This window comes from Pseudoduganella sp. UC29_71 (assembly GCF_042693265.1).
Classification (GTDB): Bacteria; Pseudomonadota; Gammaproteobacteria; order Burkholderiales; family Burkholderiaceae_D; genus Rugamonas.
The window spans coordinates 2730572-2749527 of sequence record NZ_CP170549.1; the positions used below are offsets into that span (position 1 = coordinate 2730572).

The 18956-nt window shown below is 67.7% G+C and carries 11 protein-coding genes; 6 read left to right on the top strand and 5 right to left on the bottom strand.

The annotated features are described in order from the left end of the window. The first annotated feature begins 7 nt into the window (after positions 1-7). Entirely contained in the window at positions 8-3022 is a 3015-nt protein-coding gene (locus tag ACFJI2_RS11905) for a putative Ig domain-containing protein (protein ID WP_377705197.1), read from the top strand. 11 nt (positions 3023-3033) lie between these two features. Further along, the gene (locus ACFJI2_RS11910; RefSeq protein WP_377705199.1) at positions 3034-3642 is read left to right on the top strand and encodes an NF038129 family PEP-CTERM protein; all 609 of its coding nucleotides are present in this window, start codon (positions 3034-3036) and stop codon (positions 3640-3642) included. Between the two features lie 89 nt (positions 3643-3731). Here ACFJI2_RS11910 and lnt read toward each other — a convergent pair whose 3' ends face one another. The 4 genes from lnt to ACFJI2_RS11930 all read right to left on the bottom strand — a co-directional run bounded on the left by lnt (position 3732) and on the right by ACFJI2_RS11930 (position 9066). Continuing rightward, positions 3732-6413: an apolipoprotein N-acyltransferase gene (gene lnt / locus ACFJI2_RS11915; RefSeq protein ID WP_377705201.1), complete on the bottom strand. Its 2682-nt coding sequence runs from the start codon at positions 6411-6413 to the stop codon at positions 3732-3734. Between the two features lie 5 nt (positions 6414-6418). After that, positions 6419-7000, bottom strand: coding sequence for a hypothetical protein (locus ACFJI2_RS11920; protein WP_377705202.1), 582 nt, complete (start codon positions 6998-7000; stop codon positions 6419-6421). A gap of 43 nt (positions 7001-7043) precedes the next feature. Further along, a complete protein-coding gene (locus ACFJI2_RS11925) occupies positions 7044-8120 on the bottom strand; it encodes an SGNH/GDSL hydrolase family protein (RefSeq protein ID WP_377705203.1) in 1077 nt (358 codons plus the stop codon). 175 nt (positions 8121-8295) lie between these two features. Next, positions 8296-9066 carry a ThuA domain-containing protein gene (locus tag ACFJI2_RS11930; RefSeq protein ID WP_377705204.1) on the bottom strand — a complete coding sequence of 257 codons (771 nt, stop codon included), beginning with the start codon at positions 9064-9066 and terminating at the stop codon, positions 8296-8298. A 192-nt stretch (positions 9067-9258) separates the two neighbouring features. Between ACFJI2_RS11930 and ACFJI2_RS11935 the strand changes: the two genes are divergently transcribed. From ACFJI2_RS11935 to ACFJI2_RS11950, 4 genes are all read left to right on the top strand, one after another. Then, positions 9259-9855 carry an RNA polymerase sigma factor gene (locus ACFJI2_RS11935; RefSeq protein WP_377705205.1) on the top strand — a complete coding sequence of 199 codons (597 nt, stop codon included), beginning with the start codon at positions 9259-9261 and terminating at the stop codon, positions 9853-9855. Continuing rightward, positions 9842-10768 (top strand): FecR family protein, encoded by a 927-nt coding sequence (locus ACFJI2_RS11940; protein WP_377705206.1) that lies wholly within the window; start codon positions 9842-9844, stop codon positions 10766-10768. Before ACFJI2_RS11935 ends, ACFJI2_RS11940 begins: the two co-directional genes overlap by 14 nt. Before the next feature lie 489 nt (positions 10769-11257). Continuing rightward, the gene (locus tag ACFJI2_RS11945; protein ID WP_377705207.1) at positions 11258-14830 is read left to right on the top strand and encodes a TonB-dependent receptor; all 3573 of its coding nucleotides are present in this window, start codon (positions 11258-11260) and stop codon (positions 14828-14830) included. Between the two features lie 5 nt (positions 14831-14835). Beyond that, entirely contained in the window at positions 14836-16641 is a 1806-nt protein-coding gene (locus ACFJI2_RS11950) for a glycoside hydrolase family 28 protein (protein ID WP_377705208.1), read from the top strand. Here ACFJI2_RS11950 and ACFJI2_RS11955 read toward each other — a convergent pair. Beyond that, positions 16636-18954 carry a hypothetical protein gene (locus ACFJI2_RS11955; protein ID WP_377705209.1) on the bottom strand — a complete coding sequence of 773 codons (2319 nt, stop codon included), beginning with the start codon at positions 18952-18954 and terminating at the stop codon, positions 16636-16638. The two genes, ACFJI2_RS11950 and ACFJI2_RS11955, sit on opposite strands and share 6 nt — an antisense overlap. Between the last annotated feature and the right edge of the window lie 2 nt (positions 18955-18956).

The following is an 18956-nucleotide window of genomic DNA, read 5'->3' on the forward strand; positions in this document are numbered from 1 at the left end:
ACTGAAAATGATAGCGCTATCAGCCGGCTCCGCGCTGCTGATTATGACCGGCGCGGCGCAGGCGGTCAGCTACGTGGCCACGCCGGCGGCGCAGCCGGTGGTCAGTGCGGCCGGCATCAAGCACCCGGCCCTCGGCTTCACGCTGGAACAGCTGGACTACGCGCGCCTGCAAACGCGCGCCGACGTCGAGCCGTACAAAACGTACTACAACATCCTGTCCATGGTGTGCTGCAACTACGCCAATATCAACCTGCTGCCCACCAACCGCGACGCCACCAAGGTGGACACGCCGAACACGCCCAACTACAACGGCAGCACGGCGCAGACCCGCATGATCAACGATTCGCAGGGCGCCCTCACCCAGGCCATCCTGTACTACGTCACCGGCCGCAACGAGTACCGGCGCAACGCCATGCGCATCCTGCGTACCTGGAGCAATATGAACCCGGCCGGCTACGCCTACTTCCCGGACGCGCACATCCACAACGGCGTGCCGCTATTCCGCATGCTGGCCGCCGCCGAGATCATGCGCTACACGCCGGGCGACCCCACCTACACGGCCTATCCGCTGGCCTGGACCGATACCGACACCCAGAAGCTGAAGGACAACCTGATCGACCCCATGGAGCGCACCTTCTTCGCCAGCAAGGAGCGCTTCATGAACCAGCACGTGTATTCGCTGGTGGGCCGCATGGCGGGCGCCATCTTCACCGACAACCGCGCCCGCTACGACGAAACGGTGGAATGGATGACGGTGAATGCCAGCTCCACCCGGCAGGATATCAACGGCGCCATCCTGCCGCTGATCCCGCTGATCGACACCGACAACCCGCTCAACAAGGTCGGCTATCCCTTCTACCAGATCCAGGAAATGGCGCGCGACCAGGCCCACGGCGGCGACAACGTGGACAACCTGACCGGCCTGCTACGCATGGTTACTGCCCAGGGCACCAAGGTCGATCCCTACACCGGCGTGCCATCCACCTCGGGTGACGCGGTCAGCGTGTACCGGTTCGGCGGCAACCGGGTGCTGATGGGCGCGAACGCCTATGCCCAGTACATGCTGGGCTACACCACGCCATGGGCCGACACCAGCGGCGGCACCTCCTACATTTCCGGCGCCTACCGCGGCCGCCTGTACGAAGTGGGCGGCATTCCAGAACTGTACAACGTGTATAAATACGAGCAAGGCGTGGACGTGGACGCGGTGGCGCCCTATCTCGCCACGGCCGCCGCGCACGCGGACGGCCCGGTCACCGCCTGGGGCCAGGCAGCGCCCGCCAACAAGGACATGGGCGCCGAAGCCTTCCTCACCCTGCCCCTGCCGCTCACCGGCGTGCCGCTGCCGCCCAACACCGGCATGCTGGAAACGGAGCGCAAGGCCGTCTTCCTGGACGGCGACTGGAGCAGCGAGACCGAGGCCGAACGCACCTACGGCCACGCCAGGGTCACGCCGGCCGGCGCCACCGTGGCGTTCCACGACGTGCGCTACGCGGACCGCGCCAAGTACGCGCCGGTCGGCATGATGGTGCGCACCAACGCCGTCACCAGGCTGGCCGCCAGCGCATCCGCCACCGCCGCGCCGTGGTGCGAGATGACGGTGCCGGACACCGGCGGCCAGTGGCGCTACATCGTGCCCGATTCCGCCTTCGCCGCCACTGCCGGGCGGCCCTATGGCGACAACATCATCTACTTCAAGTTCACCGGCGCCGAGGGCGCCACGGTGGACGTGGATTTCGTCAACATGGCCGCGCCGACGCAGCTCACGCCGCCGCGCTTCGCCATGCCGGCTTTCCCGGTCACGGAACTGATCGTGCAAGGCGTCCCCTACCAGGCGTCCTACGCGGCCACCGACGCGCAAGCAGGCGACAGCGTGAGCTACTCGGCCATCCGCCTGCCCGCCGGTGCCACGCTGGATAGCGCCACCGGCGCCTTCAGCTGGACGCCGGCCGCCGCGCAAGCCGGGGTGCACGACATCATCGTGAGCGCCACCGACGGCGTCTCCATCAGCACCATGACCGCCAGGCTGAGCGTACAGCCGGACCGCGCTGCCGCCTTTGCTTCCGCGCTGGGCGGCTACGATCCGGCCGCCGTCTACACCACCACCTCGCTGGCCCGCTTCCAGTCCGAACTGGCGCCGTTGCAGGCGGCCGTGAACACCGTGGCGGACGCCGACTTCGGCGCGCTGCTGAATTCCGTCAAGGCGGTGGCGGTCAAGCTGGAGCTGCTCAATCCGCGCGTGGCCTCGGACGGCAGCCTGGACTGGAGCAAGAACATGGTGACCTCCACCGTGCTGGACGCTAACCGCGCCCCGCTGCTGGTGGACGGCGACTACAACAGCTACTCGGGCGACCTGCGCGACGTGGCCACCATCGACTTCGGCGAAAACTACCGCGTGTCGGTGGAAGCGTTCGGCATCCAGGCGCGCTTCATGTTCGGCAACCGCTCGCAGGGCATCAATGTGTACGGCTCGAACGACAAGTCCAGCTGGACGCTGCTGACCAGCCGCGAAACCACCGACACTGCCAACCGCAACTTCGAAATGGAGGTGATCCCGGTTCTGGAAGGCCTGGAAAACCAGCGCTACCGCTACTTCATGGTGCGCGTCGACCATCCCGGCCCGCCCACCGATCCGGCTTACCCCGGCATTTCCTCCTACGGTGAGTTGCGCTTCCACGGCACCCGCTACGACCTGTTGTCGCCGGTGGACGTGAGCGCCAGCGTGAAGATGCTGCAATCGGGCCTGACGGTGAACCGCTTTACGCAGAAGTACACCGGCACGGTGTCCTTCACCAACACCACGCAGGCCCCCATCACCGGGCCGCTGCACCTGCACCTGCAAGGGCTGACGGCCGGCGTCACGCTGGACAACGCCACCGGCGCCAAGGACGGCGTGCCCTACATCACACTGCCGGTAGGCGAGCTGGCGCCCGGCCAGAGCGCCACGGTGACCACGGTGTTCAACAATCCGGCGAAAGCAGCCATCAACTACACGCGCAAACTTGTCAGCGTCAAATATTAAGGATGAACGACATGAGCAACCTGAAAGACTTCCTGGCCAGGCTGATGCTGGCCTTCTCCCTGCTGTGCGGCGCCGGAGCGGCGACGGCCGGCCCGATCTACAGCGTGCGCATCGACACGGCCACGCTGGGCGGCGGCCCGGCCTACCTGGGCCTGTACTTCATCGGCCTGGCCGACGCCGCGCAAGCCAGCGCCACCGTCAGCAACCTGGCCGGCGCGCTGGCCGGGCCGGCCGATGTGACGGGCGCCATTACCGGCACCCTGCCCGGACCGCTGGAGTTCAGCAACGCCGGCGGCGGCAGTGAACTGGTGCAGGCCATCACGCTGGGCGGCGTCTTCTCCTTCGACGTCACGTTCATGATGGGCGCGGGCGACGTCGGCACCACCTTCGGCTGGGCGCTGTTCAACGACACCAGCTACCTCGGCGCGGACGGCGACTTGGGCACGGTATCGCTGCAGCCGGGCGCAGCGCCGGGCGGCGTCTACCTGTTGGCCAACGCCAGCGCGATCAGCGATGTGCAAGTGGTGCCTGAGCCGGGCACGGTATGGCTGATCCTGCTGGCGGCCATGCCGCTGGCCATGCTTGCGCGCCGCCGCAGCAGCACCAGCAGCCGCAGCTAAGCCGGGCGGACGGGCGACGGCCCGATGGGCGGGCGGCCAGCGCGGCAATCATGCGCGCCGGCCGTCGCCGCCTGCACCGGCTGGCTGCATCACGAGCCATGAAGGTTCAGCAGCAGCCATGCCGGCAGGCCAGCATACAGCGCCGCGTGCCCTGCCCGCTCCAAGCCATGCCGGACGGCGACCGCTCCCGGGGGATGCAGCGCGACCGCCAGCAGCGCCCCCGCCTCGATCACGGCGCGCAGCAGCGCAGCACACAGCACCACGCCGATAGACCATGCCGCCCACCACAGCGCGAATGCGCTGAGATAGGCCTTCAGGCCGAAGGTGTAGTACTCGCCCAGCGCGCTGCCGTAGGCGATGTGCTGGTGCAGGTGGAACGCCGGGATAGCCAGCGCCAGGGGGAGCAGCAGGAACTTGCACACGGGATGGTCAAGCCGCCAGCGCCCCAGCGCCGCCCGTGCCTGCGTATACACAGCCAGCACCGAGTGTGCGCGATGCGTGCCGCGCGTCGCCGCAGCGGCAGCAGCAATGACGGTGCCGCCGGCGGCACCTGCGGCGAAGGTTGCAGAGGTAGCGATGGCGCCGGCGGTGGCACTAGTGCCTGTGACGGGCGCGTTGGGCGTGGCGGCGGCGAGGGCTGCGGCCAGGGCGGCGGGGTCGGGCAGCCCGAGGGCATAGCGCCAGCGCTGGCCGGACACGAGCCGCAGCGCGGCGCCCGAGCCGGGGATCGGCAGGCGCCATGGCTCGACTGCAGCGATCTCGGCCAGCGCCAGTTCAAGGCGCTGCGTGCCGCGCGTCAGCACCAGCGCGCCGCCCTGTTGGCCGCCCTGTTGGCCGCCCTGTTGGCCGCCTTGCGGGCCGCGATGGCCCGAGCTGCGCGCCTGAAGACTGCCCTTCTCCAGCGTGGCTTGTGCGGCAAAGGCGCGCAGCAGGCACCACGCGGCCGCCTCGGGGACCAGGAACAGCACGGCAAACATGCGCATCTGCGCAAGCGTGTTGGCGCGCAGGGGTTCATTGAGCAGCAGCGCCGCGCACATGCCCAGCAAGCCGATGCGCGCCACTGTGCGCAGCAAGCCTGCGGCTAATCGCGCGCCCGGCGGCAGCAGCACCACCCTGGCTGGAAACGCCATCGGACGCGGCGCCGACGACGCGGCATATGCGGCCAACGGCAGCGGTTGCGGCTGCGGCGCGCCGCGCCACGATCGCTGCGCCCGCGCCGCCGCCAGCACCAGCAGGAAGACGCTGGCGGCAAGCCCGACCCAGTCCCCCCACAGCACCATCAAGGTAGGCGCCGGATGGCGCAGCGGCACGTCCGCGATCAGCAGCGCAGGTTCCCCCATGCGCGTGCCCGCCAGAACGGCGCCGGTGGCGTCGATCACCGCGCTATAGCCGTTGGTGGTAACGCGGAACTGCGGCAGCCGCGTCTCAATGCTGCGGAACGCCGCCACCGCCTGGTGCAGCTGCGCCCCCTGCTGGTCCGCGCTGAACCAGGAATCATTCGACAAGGTGAGTATCGCCTGCGCCCCCAGCCGCGCCCCGCTGATCGCCAGGCCGGTGTCCACATCGTCCAGGCATATCAGCGGCAGCACCGGCACCTCGCGGCCATCCGCCAGCCTCAGCGGAAACACGCGCGCGCCGCTACCGGCCTGCCAGGCGCCCGCCCACGGCAGCCGGCGCCGCAGCGCAGGGCCGCCCAGCCAGGCCGGCACGTACTCCGTGAGCGGAAACAGGCGCGTCTTGCGGTAGAAGCCCAGCAATCCGTTGCCCGGCTGCACGAAGGCGGCCGCGTTGTATTCGCCGGCGCTGTCCCGCTCATAGGTACCGAACACGAAAGGCACCCCGGCCGCATCCACGTTGGCAAGGATTTCGCGGTCGAACTCCGCCCCGGCCTCGCTCTTGGGCCGGCCGAAGGTAGTGGGATAAGCCGTCTCCGACCACAGCACCGCGTCCGCCCGCTGCCGCACCACCGCGTCGTAACTCATTGCGAAATGCGTATCAAGCACCTCGCGCACCACGGCGTACGCACCCTTGCGCTCGCGCTGCCCTTCGTAATCCACCAGGTTGGCCTGGATAAGCCCCATGCGCAGCGGCTTGCCGGCCGGCGCAGCTTCGCCGGACAGCGCAACCAGGCCATAGCCTGCCAGCAGAGCCGGCGCCAGGGCCGCCAGCGCCAGCGGCCGCACCGCGCCGCGCCACCCTTCCGCGCGCCGCGCAAGCGCCGCCGCCACGGCCTCGTTGGCCAGCAACAGCAGCAGCGTCAGCCCCGCAGCGCCGCCAACGCCGGCGGCCTGGCGCAGCAGGCGGGAGGGATACAGGCCATAGCCCAGCGTGTCGCCGAGCAGCCGTGGCAGCAGCCACTCCGCCGCCACCCAAGCGGCAGCAGCAGCCAGCGCGCGCGGCGCCGGGCCGTAGCAGCGCGCGCCCACATGGCGCACCAGTGCGAACACGAGGAACTGCGGCTGGAACAGCGGCGCAGCCAGCAGAAGCACGGCCAGCCCGGCGCCGCCGCCGACGTCCGCATACCGCCCGAGCGCCGTGCCGAACCACCCGAAGGCGGCTGCGGTGAAGGCCACCGACATCGCATAAGCGCTCAGCATTGCGCCAGCCAGTGTCCGGCTGGCGTCCAGCGCGCGCAGCCACGGTACCAGGAACGCGAAACCGAGCATCCAGCCCGGGCCGCCGCGCACATACAGTGCGGCCAGGGCCGCACTCGCCAGTATGCAGGCGGCCGTGCGCAGCCGGGCATGGCGGGAGAAAATAGATTGCATCATGAGGTTCAGCGGCCGAATGCGGCCGGATCGGAAGGTGGCGGGATGACGACGCGCCGCACCGGAAGCCCCGGCGGCGCCAGCTCCGGGGGCACCACGCGGTCCTCGGGCATGGCCACCGGCTGGCCCGCGGCGTCGCGCAGCTGGAAACCGGGAGCGAACATCAGGATGGCTTCAATGGGCTGGCCGTCGTCGGTGGACTGGTGGTGGCGCACATAGCCCTCGGGCAGCGCAAAGTCGGCAGGGACGGCCAGGCCCGCCAGCGGCGGGCTGGTGCCCGGCGGCGAAAACGCCCCCAGCCCGGTATGGACGCCGCGCTCATGGAGGCGCTTGATGACTTCGCCCATGCTGGGGTTCTCGCCGCGCACGACGTAGCTTTTCAGGTCGCGCGTGGGATCGGCGTCCCCTTCCGGTGCCGGCGGCGGGCTTTGCGCGAGCCTGGGCGGCGCGCCGGGCGCCGGCGCGGGCTGGACGGGGGCCGCCGCCGGGGCGGCCGGAAGCGCAACGGGAACGGGCGCCGCAGCACCGTCGTCCCCGCCGGACCACAGCCAAAGGAAGAGCGCCAGGCTGACGCCCCCAACCAGGAGCATCAGCGCAGCGCCCAGATAGCCACGGCTGGGCCGCATGCCCGCGTTATGGCGTCGGCAGGTTGAACACCGATACGGCCCAGCCCATGCGCTCGTGGCCGTACTGGTTCCAGATCGGATTCTTCCCGCCCGAGAACGAGGTATAGCGCGGCGCGCCGCTGCCGGTGGTGCCGCCGAACAGGCCGGCGGTGACGGTGCTGCCGGTGTAGGTCGGGTGGGTGTCGTCGGACTGGATGTAGTCGTAGCTGCTGCTACTGGAGACGAAGTGGGTGTTGGCGTCGCGGATGGTGGAGCGCAACGTGGTGGTGATGCGGTTCACGTAGCTGGACTGGCTCTCGCCCGGCACGTAGCGCAGCGCTTCGGAATCGATCTGGCCGTCGCCGTTGCTGTCGTGGTCCGCGCCCATGTACTGGGCGAAGTTGTCCGCGCACATAAAGCCCTTCTGGCGCGCCACGTCGCACATCATGTGGTTGATGCGGGCCAGCGACGGCAGGAACTTGTCCTGCATGCGCACGGTGGCGCCGGTGTTCGGGTCCTTGCAGGAGCTTTGGGTATTGTCCGCCGCATAGCCCGGATAGTGCAGGTTGGAGACCACCTTCAGCTTCACGCCAGCGTAGGCATTCGCGTTGATGTAGTCCATCGCGGCGGTCACATAGGTCTTGCAGCTGTTTTCCGCCGCCGTCAGCACGGCGTCGTTGCAGGTGCCGGTCTGGCTCTTGTAGGCCGTTCGCGCCTGCAAGCCGTCGTTGCCGCACATTTCGAAGGTCACCACACGCGTGCTGCTTGCCTGCATGTAGGAGCGCTCGGCCACGATCTTGTTGTTGTAGACGTCCTCGGCAACCGCGCCGGACTTGGTGCGGCGCACGCTCTCGATATCCGCGTTCCACTGTGCCGACAGGTACTCCGCATCCACCGTCGGCGCCGAGTACTTGGCCGCGCTGGTGGTGGAACCGTTGTAGCCGGCGTAGATGGAGTCGCCGTAAGCCACCACGCGGTATTTATTGGTGGTACCCGCCCGGTCTATGGTCCACGAAACGTTCTGGTTCAGGGTGCTGGCGGCGGCCTGCGCACCCGCCGCGAGCAGTATCGCGGCAAGCAAGGAACTGGCAAAGCGAGCGTGCATGAATAGTCTCCTGTCTATGGTCTTCGAGATGGATTTTTGCAGCTCTTCTTGGCGAAGCTGGCAAACGATTCATCTTAACCAGATGACAAAATACGAAATGCACTACCCGCGCATCGGCTCCCCAGGTCAATCAAATGGCTCGCCAGGCCAGCCGCCCTGTCGCGCCGCGATCACACTACTCGGCCTTGAAGGTGTTGCCGGTGGCCGCCCAGTAGATGCCGCCATACAGGTGATGGCGGAATACCGGATCGCCGTAGGTCGCCGGCAGGTGGCCCAGCGCCGTGTAGAACGAGCGTCCGTTGTCGTAGTACTGGTACCAGCTGACCGGGTGGAAGCTGCCCATGCCCTTGCTGTGCCGCTCGCCCCAGCGCGCCTCGGGCTTGTAACTGCTTTCGTCCACCGTCAGCAGGTACTTCAGCTGGTCCGAGCGCGGCGGGCCGAACTCGTACCATTCATCGGTGGCCAGCGAGCGCGCGGCGAAGCGCTCCATGCCGGGGAAGTTGCGGTCCTCCACATTCAGCACCGCCGTCTGCACGGCCGGATGCATGGAGAACGTGCGGCCCACCAGCTTGCCGTACCACGGCCAGCCGTACTCGGTGTCCGACGCGCTGTGCACGCCCACGTAGCCGCCGCCGGCCTGGATGTAGCGCTCGAACGCGGCCTGCTGCGGCTCGTCCAGTATGTCGCCGGTGGTCAGCAGGAACACGACCGCCTGGTACTTGGCCAGTTCCTTGTCGTTGAAGACGCGGTTGGCGTCCTCCGTCCAGAACACCTTGAAGTCGTGCAGCTTGCCCAGTTCCTGCAGCGCCGCCACGCCGGCCGGGATGGAATCGTGGTGCCAGCCGGCGGTTTTCGAGAACACCAGTACGCTGAACTGTTCGGCGGAGGCGGTGCTGGCGGCGGCAATGCCGCAGCAGGCCAGCAAGGCGGTGAGGTAGTGCTTCATGGGGCTTAGTATGAGTGGCCGATGCCGCAAACTAGCGGAGAGGCCGTACGTTGTCAACCGCCTATTGCCGAATGCATGCCCGCCGTCGCCGAAGACCGGCAAACGCTCAACGGATTGATTGATTCAAGGGCCATCCCGAAAACCTTGAGGAGTAAGCTTGCGTGTTCGTCTTAAGTATCAGGGGACGCTAGAATGAGCGAGCTTATGCACACCGAAGTAGTAGACTGGCTGACAATACACTTCCTGCCCCACGAGGCGGAACTGCGCAGGATGCTGCGCCGGGTCTGCACCGGCCCGGCCGAGATTGACGACGTGGTGCAGGAAACCTGCTACCGCATCCTGTCCATGCCCAGCCTGGACCACGTGCGCGATCCCAAGCCCTTTGTCTTCCGCGCGGCCAAGAACATCGTCCTGGACCGCATCAAGCGTGACGCAGTGGTGCAGATCGAAGCCATCGCCAATCTCGACGACCTCGATATCGCCGACAGCACGCCCTCGCCCGAGCGCGTGGTGTTCGCGCGCTCGGAGCTGAAATGGGTGATCGGGCTGGTGGCCAAGCTGCCCGACCGCTGCAAGTCCGTCTTCCGGGCGCGCCGCATCCACGGCCTGTCGCAGCAGGAAACCGCCGAAACGCTGGGCCTGAGCGACGGCGTGGTGGAACATGAAATGATGAAGGGAATGCGGCTGATGTCGGAAATGATCGCCCGGCATGGCGTGGATCAGGAAACGGGCGACACCAAATTCATCGCAAGAAAACGTGCAGCAAAGAGAAGCAATGTCCAAGATTGACAACGAAGCCTTCGAATGGGTGGCGCGCAGGCACGCGCGCGGCCTGGGCTGCGCGGAGAGCGCGGCGTTCGACGCATGGTACGCGGCCGATACCCGCCACCAGGGCGCGTACGTGCGCGCCATGGCCATCTACAACGCCATCAACCTGGCCACGGTGCCGCAAGCGGCCGCGCCGCAGGCGGACCGGCCGAGGCGCGGCTTCGTCAAGTACGCCGCCATGGCCGCCTGCCTGGCCGCCACGGCAGGCGCCATGAACTTTTCCGGCCTGTTCGAGGACAAGGTGCTGGTCACCGCCAAGGGCGAGTTCCGCAAGGTGCCGCTGCAGGACAAGTCGATCGCCACCATCAACGGCGGCAGCCGGATCGAAGTGGAATTCACCAGCCGCGAACGCAAGATCGACCTGCAGAAGGGCGAAGCATGGTTCGAGGTGGCCAAGGACAAGTCCAAGCCCTTCATCGTGTCGGCAGGCGACGCGCGCATCCGCGCCGTGGGCACCGCTTTTTCCGTGCGGCGCTTTGCGCAAGGAGCGGAGGTGCTGGTGACCGAAGGCACGGTCGAGGTCTGGAGCAAGGGCCGCACATCGCAACGGCGCCAGTTGACAGCAGGCGAACGCGCTTTCCTCGAGCCCGAAGCCAGCGCCATTTCCATCACCCGCCAGCCGTCCGAGGTCAACCGCAAGCTGGCATGGCGAGAGGGCCAATTGATACTGAAGAACCAAACCCTGAGCGACGCGGTCGCAGACTTCAACCGCTACAGCCCCAAGACCATCGTCATCGCGGACGCAGCCCTGGGCAGCAAGCGCCTGTTCGGCCAGTACAAGCTGGACGCGCCCGAGCTGTTCGCCAAGGACGTGAGCACGGTGCTGGCGGTGCCGGTCACCATCACCGCCGACACCATCTTTATCGGCCGCTGATCATGTCGCTGACTGTTTAGCCTTTTCCTTGCGGCGGCGTGAGGAAATGCTTTCGCCGGCAGTCTTAATTCATAACGGAGCAGCATAGTTCCGCCAACCAGATTAGAGGAGATGTGCATGTTGTCCATGCACCAATGCGCTCACGCGGCCGGGGTGGTTCTGGCCGTGAGCATGGCAGCTCATGCGGGCACGTCCACTGCGCAGGAATCGGCGCGGCCGTTCAATATACCGGCCGGCGTGGCGACGGACTCCATCCCGGAGTTCGCGCGCCAGGCAGGCATCAATATATTGACGTCAGCCGACATTCTTGAGGGCGTGAACACCAATGCGCTGGCGGGCGCATACGGCATTTCCGAAGCGGTCGACAGGCTGCTGATGTGTACCGATCTGGTAGGCAGAGTCGGGACGAGCGGCACCGTGGTGATCTTAAGGCGTACGCCTATGTCATCTGGAACCCTAACCAGCGACTCGAAAGCATCGGATCAGACCATGACGAAAAACACTCCCCCCAGCCAGCGCAAGGCCACCTGCGCCGCCGTATCGGCCGCCGTGCTGATGATGGGCGCACCGCTGCCGGACGCACAGGCGCAGGCGCAGGACGGCGCGCCCGCGCCGGCAAGCACGCCCGCCGCCGCCGGCGAACCAGTGAAGCAAGTGCTGGTTGTCGGCACGCGCGCATCGCAGCAGTCCAGCATTGAACGCAAGAAGAACGCCGCCACGGCGATCGACTCCATCGTGGCCGAGGACGTCGGTTCGCTCCCCGACCGCAATATCGGCGAGGCCATCTCGCGCATGGCCGGCATTGCGCTGGACCGGGGCGAGTTCGGCGAAGGCGTGAGCGTGGCCGTGCGCGGCAACGGCCCGGAACTGACGCGCGTGGAGCTGGACGGCCAGGGCGTGCAGTCGGCCGGCGGCGCCGACATGAACGGCGGCGGCGACGGCCGCGCCGTGGAATTCCGCCAGCTGTCGGCGGACCTGATCAAGAGCGTGGACGTGGTCAAGGGCTCCACGGCCGACATGACCGAGGGCGCGCTGGGCGGCAGCATCATCATCAAGACCCGCACCGGCCTCGATTTCAAGAAGCCCTTCGCCTCGCTGCGCCTCGGCGCCACCCAGCACTCGCTGAACAGGACCTGGGAGCCGGACGCGAACCTGATCCTGGCCGACAAATTCCTGGACGGCCGGCTCGGCCTGCTGCTCAACGCCTCCACCACCACGCTGCTCAACGAAGGCCATTCGGCGCAAACGGCCGGCAACGGCAACCAGGGCTACTTTCGCCTGTACGACTTCGACAACTCGCCGGAAAAGACCTTCACCTTCCAGCCCGGCACCGTCAACACGGCCGACATGGCGGCCACCAACCCGCTGCTGCAGTCGCCGCTGGCCGGAGGCGGCTTCTTCAACTCGGGCAGCCCGCTCGACATCGTCACCCGCTCGGCGGCGGCGAAAACCAAGGCCGATTGCGCCGCCGCCTTCCCGGCGCTGAGCGCCGCCCAGCTCAACGCCATTTCATCGACGGCGCGAACGGCGGCGCAGACCCAGCGCAACAACGAACTGACCACCTGCCTGAACCAGTGGAACGACTACACGCCGTCCGGCCCGCGCTACCTGGTCAAGCGTGAAATCGACCGCCGCAAGAACCTCGACCTGCGGGCCGACTTCAAGGTCAGCGACGAGCTGACGGTGTACGCCAAGGGCAGCTACAACAAGCGCCACAACGACATCAACCAGCTGGCCTACAGCCTGGGCAACCTGGCCGTGGCCAACGGCGTGCCGAACACGGTGCCCGGCTCGGTGAGCGTGGACGCGGCCCACCACCTGACGCAGTACACCTTCCAGGGCGGCGCCGCCCGCACCGACCAGCTGCACGACATCGGCCTGACCACCGCCAAGTACCTGCAGCTGGGCGGCACTTTCAAGCGCGGCGGCCTGACCGCCGAATTCTTCGTCGGCGATGCCGGCTCCGACTTCCAGCGCGGCGCCAAGCGCCTGTCCTTCATCGACTACTACGGCCCGGCCACCGCCCGCCTGCTGTCCAATGGCCTGTGGGGCTACACCTTCCCCGAAATCGATCCGATCAAGGAGCAGAGTTTCGACCGTTTCGCCAAGCTGTACCCGAACGGCGCCAGCGCGGCGGTCAAGCCCGGCCCCTACAATTCGAACGCCATCCCCGCCTACACGGCGGCGCAGCAGCAGGCCGTGACGTCCTCGCCCAACGTGACCTGGGAACCGCAAATCCGCGAAAGCGGCGAGCGCACCGCCAAGCTGGACGTGGCCTATGCCATGCCGGAATCGGTCCCCTTCCTGAAGCGCATCAAGTCCGGCTTCAACCTGCGCGACACCAGCAGCAACAGCTGGACCATCAACAACGGCGGCTACATTTTGCGCGACCCGGTGGGCACCTTCGGCCAGCCCGGCTACGTGGCGCCGCTGGTGCTGCCCTCGCCCACCCTGCGCAGCACGCTGTACGGCTGCCAGGACACGCCCGGCTCGCTGGCGCCCGGCGGCAACAAGTGCCAGTATGGCCTGATCATGAAGGACAACACGCGCCAGGCCTTCGACAGCTCGGCGGTGATGACCATGCCGCAGTTCCTGGACCTGCTCAAGCAAACCATGGTGCTGCAAGCCACGCCCACCAGCTTCTTCCACGGCGCCAAGGACCGCCCCGAAGGGCTGATGGACAACTGGACCCAGATCGACGTGGAAAAGGTGTTCGCGCTGACCGGCATCCCCAACGCCAACTTCGACTGCGTAAAGCGCTGCAAGGCCAGCGACGGCAAGGTGTACGACCAGCCTTACGCCCAACTGAAGGAACGCACGTCCGCCTTCTACCTGATGGGCGACTTCAGCGTGGACCGCGTTCCCTTCACCAACCGCGCGCTGCCCTTCGGCCTGGAGCTGGACGGCAACGTAGGCGTGCGCTACGTGCGCACGCGGGTGGACGGCACCGGCATGATGACCTTCGTCGCCATCACCAAGACCGACACTTACGATCCCTTCAACCCGGACGTGCCGGGCGGCACGCTCACCACGCGCGTGTCCCAGGCCACGCGCACCGAAGCGACCGCGAACGACATCCTGCCCAGCCTGAACCTGGCCATGTGGCTGATGCCGGACCAGCTGGTGGCGCGCTACAGCGCCGCCAAGACCGTGGCCCGGCCGCCAGTCTCGCGCCTGCTGCCTTCGGGCACCTGCACCTTCGACGAGCGCCGCGAGGACGAGAACGAAGTCTTCCAGCGCTGCTCCGGCACCATCGGCAACCCGCTGCTGAAGGCGCAGCAGAACGTGAACCAGAACTTCTCGGTCGAGTACTATCCGAACCGCGACACCATGTTCAGCGTGGCCGCCTTCCGGCAGCGCGGCAAGGTGGGGCCGGCCATTGCGCAAGGCGTGTCGCAGGTGCCGCTGTTCGCCGGCACCGACCTGGTCGATCCTTCGACCGGCATTCCGCTGTCGGGCGTGCTGTTCGACTATTCCACCTGGATGAACGGCGCCGCCACCAGCCGCAACGGCCTGGAACTGAGCACCAAGACCGCCTTCACCTTCCTGCCCTCCGTGCTGCGCTACACCGGCCTGGACGCCAACTACAGCAAGCAGCGCTCGAAGGCGACCAATGAATACATCGTGGACCTGCTGACCGGCACCCCGCTGCCGCCGGCGCGTGAATCGAAGTACACCTACAACTGGGCGATCTGGTACGACGACGGCAAGCTGGCCGCGCGCGTGGCCGTGCAGGCGGTGGCCGCGTACTTCAACTGCATCGCTTCCTGCAACGCGGCCGGCGTGAACAACTACCCGAACGCGGCTCCTGTGCGCGTGGGCTTCCCGTACAACCCGGGTTCGCCGAACTTCAAGGACGGCACGCGCTTCGTGGACGCCAAGCTCTCGTACCGCTGGAACCCGAACGTGGAGTTCTTTATCGAAGGCCGCAACCTGACCAATGCCACCACGTCGAACAGCCAGGCCCAGTTCGCGCCCTTCGCGGACGGCACGCCCAATCTGCTCGACCTGAACTACTCCGGCCGCCGTATCATGGTCGGTGTCAACTTCCGCACCATGTGAGCGCCATGACCCAGGCAAGCAAATACCCCCGCCGCGCCTTCCTGCGCACCGCCGGCGCCTTCGCGGCCGCCGCAGCAGCCCCCGGCATCCCGGCCGCAGCCGCCCGGCACGACCCCGGCCCCGACGCAACGCCCGCCCCCGCGGCGGGCGCCGATCCCTGGCGGCACGCCCGCGAGATCGCCCAGCGCTGCTCGCGGCCCCCGGACTTCCGCAAGGAAGACTTCCCCATTACCGCCTACGGCGCGCAGTCCTGCCAGCTGGTGGCCGCGACCTCCGCCTGGCGCAAGAAGCAGTGGACCGTGCAGACCCCGGCGCCTGGCTCGCCCGACTGCTACCCGGCCATCGCAGCGGCCATTGCCGCCTGCCACAAGGCGGGCGGCGGCCGTGTGCTGATCCCGGCCGGGAGCTGGTACTGCAAAGGCCCCATCGTGCTGCGCTCGAACGTGCACGTGCACCTGGCTTCGGGTGCGCAGGTCTACTTCAGCGCCAACCCGGCCGACTACGCCAAATACGGCGACATCGACTGCGGCGAGCGCGGCAAACTGGTGGTCTCGCGCTGGCAGGGCAACGACGTGCTGAATTACTCGCCGCTGGTGTACGCGTACAAGCAGAGCAACATCGCCCTCACTGGCGCCGACTGGACCAGCGTGCTCAATGGCCAGGCCGGCGTGCCCTTCGAATCGGGCGACGGCTCCTGGTGGGGCTGGGTGGACCGCAAGGGCGACCAGGTGAACGCCGCCACGGCCAATCCGCTCAACCTGCCGCTGGAGGCCGTGGCGCCGGGCCTGAGCGCGGAGCAGCGCAAGCTGATCCAGGGCGAGCACCCGCGCTGGAACGGCGACCCGCGCTACCTGCCTGCGCTGTCGGAAGCAGGCGTGCCGCTGGCGCGGCGCGCCTTCGGCATCGGCCACCACCTGCGGCCCTGCCTGGTGGAGTTCGTCGGCTGCACGGACGTGGTGATGGAGGGCTACCAGGCCACCGCCTCCCCGTTCTGGCTGCACCATCCGGTCGACTGCCGCAATGTCCGCATCAGCAAGGTGAACATGGACAGCGTAGGCCCGAACAACGACGGCTTCGACCCCGAGTCCTGCGACACCGTGCTGGTGGAGCACTGCACCTTCAACACGGGCGACGACTGCATCGCCATCAAGTCCGGCAAGAACAGGGACACGCAGTTCGGGCCGACACGCAATGTCGTCATCCAGGACTGCATCATGAACAGCGGCCATGGCGGCGTGACCCTGGGCAGCGAGATGGCGGGCGGGATCGAGCACGTGTACGCGCAGCGCATCGAATTCCGCAACGCCCACTGGGCCACCGATCCGCTCGGCACGGCGATCCGGCTGAAGACCAATATGAACCGGGGCGGCTTCCTGCGCCACCTGCACGTGCGCGACGTGACGCTGCCGAACGGCGTGGACGCGCGCGACCGCAGCGGCAAGGCGGCAGCCACGGGGGGCGGCGCCATCGTCACCATAGACTGCAACTACGCCGCCGGCGACGACGCCGTGCGCACCCGGCCGCCAAGCGTATCGGACGTGCACATTTCCAACCTGCGGGCGGGCTCGGTGAAGCTGGCCGACGGCACCTACTCGTGCTACCAGGCCGTGGTGATACTCGGCCCGGTGGCGGCCAGCTACAACGGGCCGGCCGGCATCGCCATCCTGCCGGTGACGAACGTTGCCATCACCGATTGCGACTTCGGAACGGTGCGCAATGCGGGCCAGCCGGTGTTCCTGCACAACGCGCAGAACGTCATGCTGAAGAACGTGACGATCAGCGGCAAGACCGTCACGCAACAGCTCTCATAGCGACGGCAGGATGCCTTCCGCCCGGACTTGCCAGCCTGTCCTGGGAAAGCCGGGCGCGGCGCCGCCCTGCCCGTCCCAGCCGCCCGCCATCAGCGCCACCGCCATCAGCAGTCCGCCGTTCGACGGGAAATACGTCTCCGCCGCACGCTGGTAGCCCGGCCCGTCCGGCCCCGCCGCCGCCGCTGTGGGTGCGCTGCCGGCGCCGGCACCGGTGGCCGCCGGCACGAAGGCGGCGGCGTGCGCGTCCAGGTGCACGCGCGGCGTCATGCCGCTGCTGCCGAACTGGTTGTTCTTCGCATCGAAGAACAGCCAGTCTACCGCTTCGTCCGGCGCGTTCAGCCGCGTGGCCGTCATGGCCATCATCGGATAGTCCCAGCCCCAGGTCTGCCGCAAATCCCAGTCCCGCTTCATGCGGTCGAAAGTGCGGCGCATAACGGCCCTGTCCACGCCGCGCCCCGGCAGCCAGCCGAGCGGCATCAGGAAGGACATGTGATCGCGGTTCTGGCAATGCTCGTCCACTGCGTTCGACTTGCAGGCACCGGCCGCCTTATCCCAGAAGCCAGGCTCCGAACGCACCGGCAGATACAGCCCATCCTTCTGCGGCAGGTCCGGCCACTTGGCCAGCACGGCGTCCCAGTCAGCGCGGCGCGCCTTGCCTGCGCGCCCGCGCCAGGCCTGCGCCGTCTCGATGCCCCAGCGGTAGTAGGCCAGCTCGAAGGCCGGATCGAAGGTTTCCAGCGGCGGGAAGTTCTCCTGTACGGGAATGATGGGCGCGCCGATCCGGTACTTGCCGCTTTGCTCATCCAGGTGCGCAAAGGACGCCAGCAGCGCAGCGCTCTCCTCAACCAGCTCGCCGTAGGCCCGCAGCACGCGTGCGCTGCCTGTCCTGCCGCCGGCCCGGTACAGCAGCTCGCTCATGTAGATAGGGTGCGGCTGCTGCCACATGATAAAAGGCGACACCTTGGACGGACTGTCCGCGCCGTCCGGCCCCACCATCTTGGGCCACCATGCCCCCTTCAGGCCCTGCTCCCGCGCGCGCGTTTTCGCCTTCGGCAGGAAGCCGACGTACCAGCCCAGGCTCTTTTCCAGCAGCTGCGGCCGGCCCCACAGCGCAAAGTGCGCCGAATGCCACGGGTGCATCTCGAGGTGCGACTTGCCGTTCCAGCTGTTGGAGAACAGCCCTTCCTCCTGCGGCGCAAAGCTGCCCGCCGCGTTCACCGCCATCAGGTACTGGGACAGGATCACGCGCCGCTCCAGCTCCGGCGCGCGCGGATCGGTGGAGGCTGAAAAGTCCACCATGCCGCCATGGGACCAGTAATCGGCCCAGTGACGCCGGGTCGCGTCCGCCGCAGCTGCCGCAGCGGGCAGCGCCGCGCCCGGAGCCTGCGAAAACTGCACCATCACGGCCAGCCTGCGGTCCCTGGTCCCGGCCCGGTAGGCATGCGCGCCCACCTGCACAATCTCCGCACCCGGCGCGCCGATGGCCGCGTGATAGCTTGTGCCGTCGATCCGCCGCTGCAAGCGCACCTCGCCGGCCTTGCGGGACAACTCGGCGGTACTGTGCGCGGCAGGGCTGGTCCAGTCCGACGGGTCGGGATTAAGCGCCCTGGACACCCCGGGAAAGCGCACCGCGACCCCAAGCCGGCCCTGGGCCACCAATACGGATGTCACCTCGGCCATCACGGTATCCTGTTCCGGCAGCACGCGCGTGACGACCGTCACTTCCTCGCCGTCATAGACAAAGCGGCTAGTCAGCGTTCCCGTCCACATGTCCAGCGTCTGGCGCGTCTCCCTGATGTCGGCGAAGCGCGCAGGCGAGCCATCCCCGGCGCGCAAGTCCAGCGACACCCGGCCGAGCGAGAAACGGTGCGGGTTTTCGCGTATCCACGCCACCGCCGGGTTCTTCGCGGCGTCCGCCCAATCCTTGATGTAGCCGTAGCGGCGCGCTCTGCCACGCACGTCCATCTCGACCTGCGTATCGCGCACCGTATAGCCCTCGGGATTGGGGAAGCTATGCCAGGCCCACTGCGCTTCGGTCAGCAGCGGCGCGATTTTGCTGTACGGCTCAGTGAAGGTCTGCAAACCGGTGATATCCGCCGTGAAGCCGATATTCCCGTTGCCGAGCATGAGCGGCGCGGAAGGATCGACTCCCGTCAGCACGGGATTGTGGCGGCTTACCAGCGCCTTGCGGTCTATGCGCGCTCCAGGCTCGCTGCGGCGCAGGACGGCGCCGGCCGCAGGCAAAGCCATCGCCACGCCGGCCGCAGCGGCGGTGAGCATCAGGCGGCGGCGGGAAAACAGTATCGGACGCATGA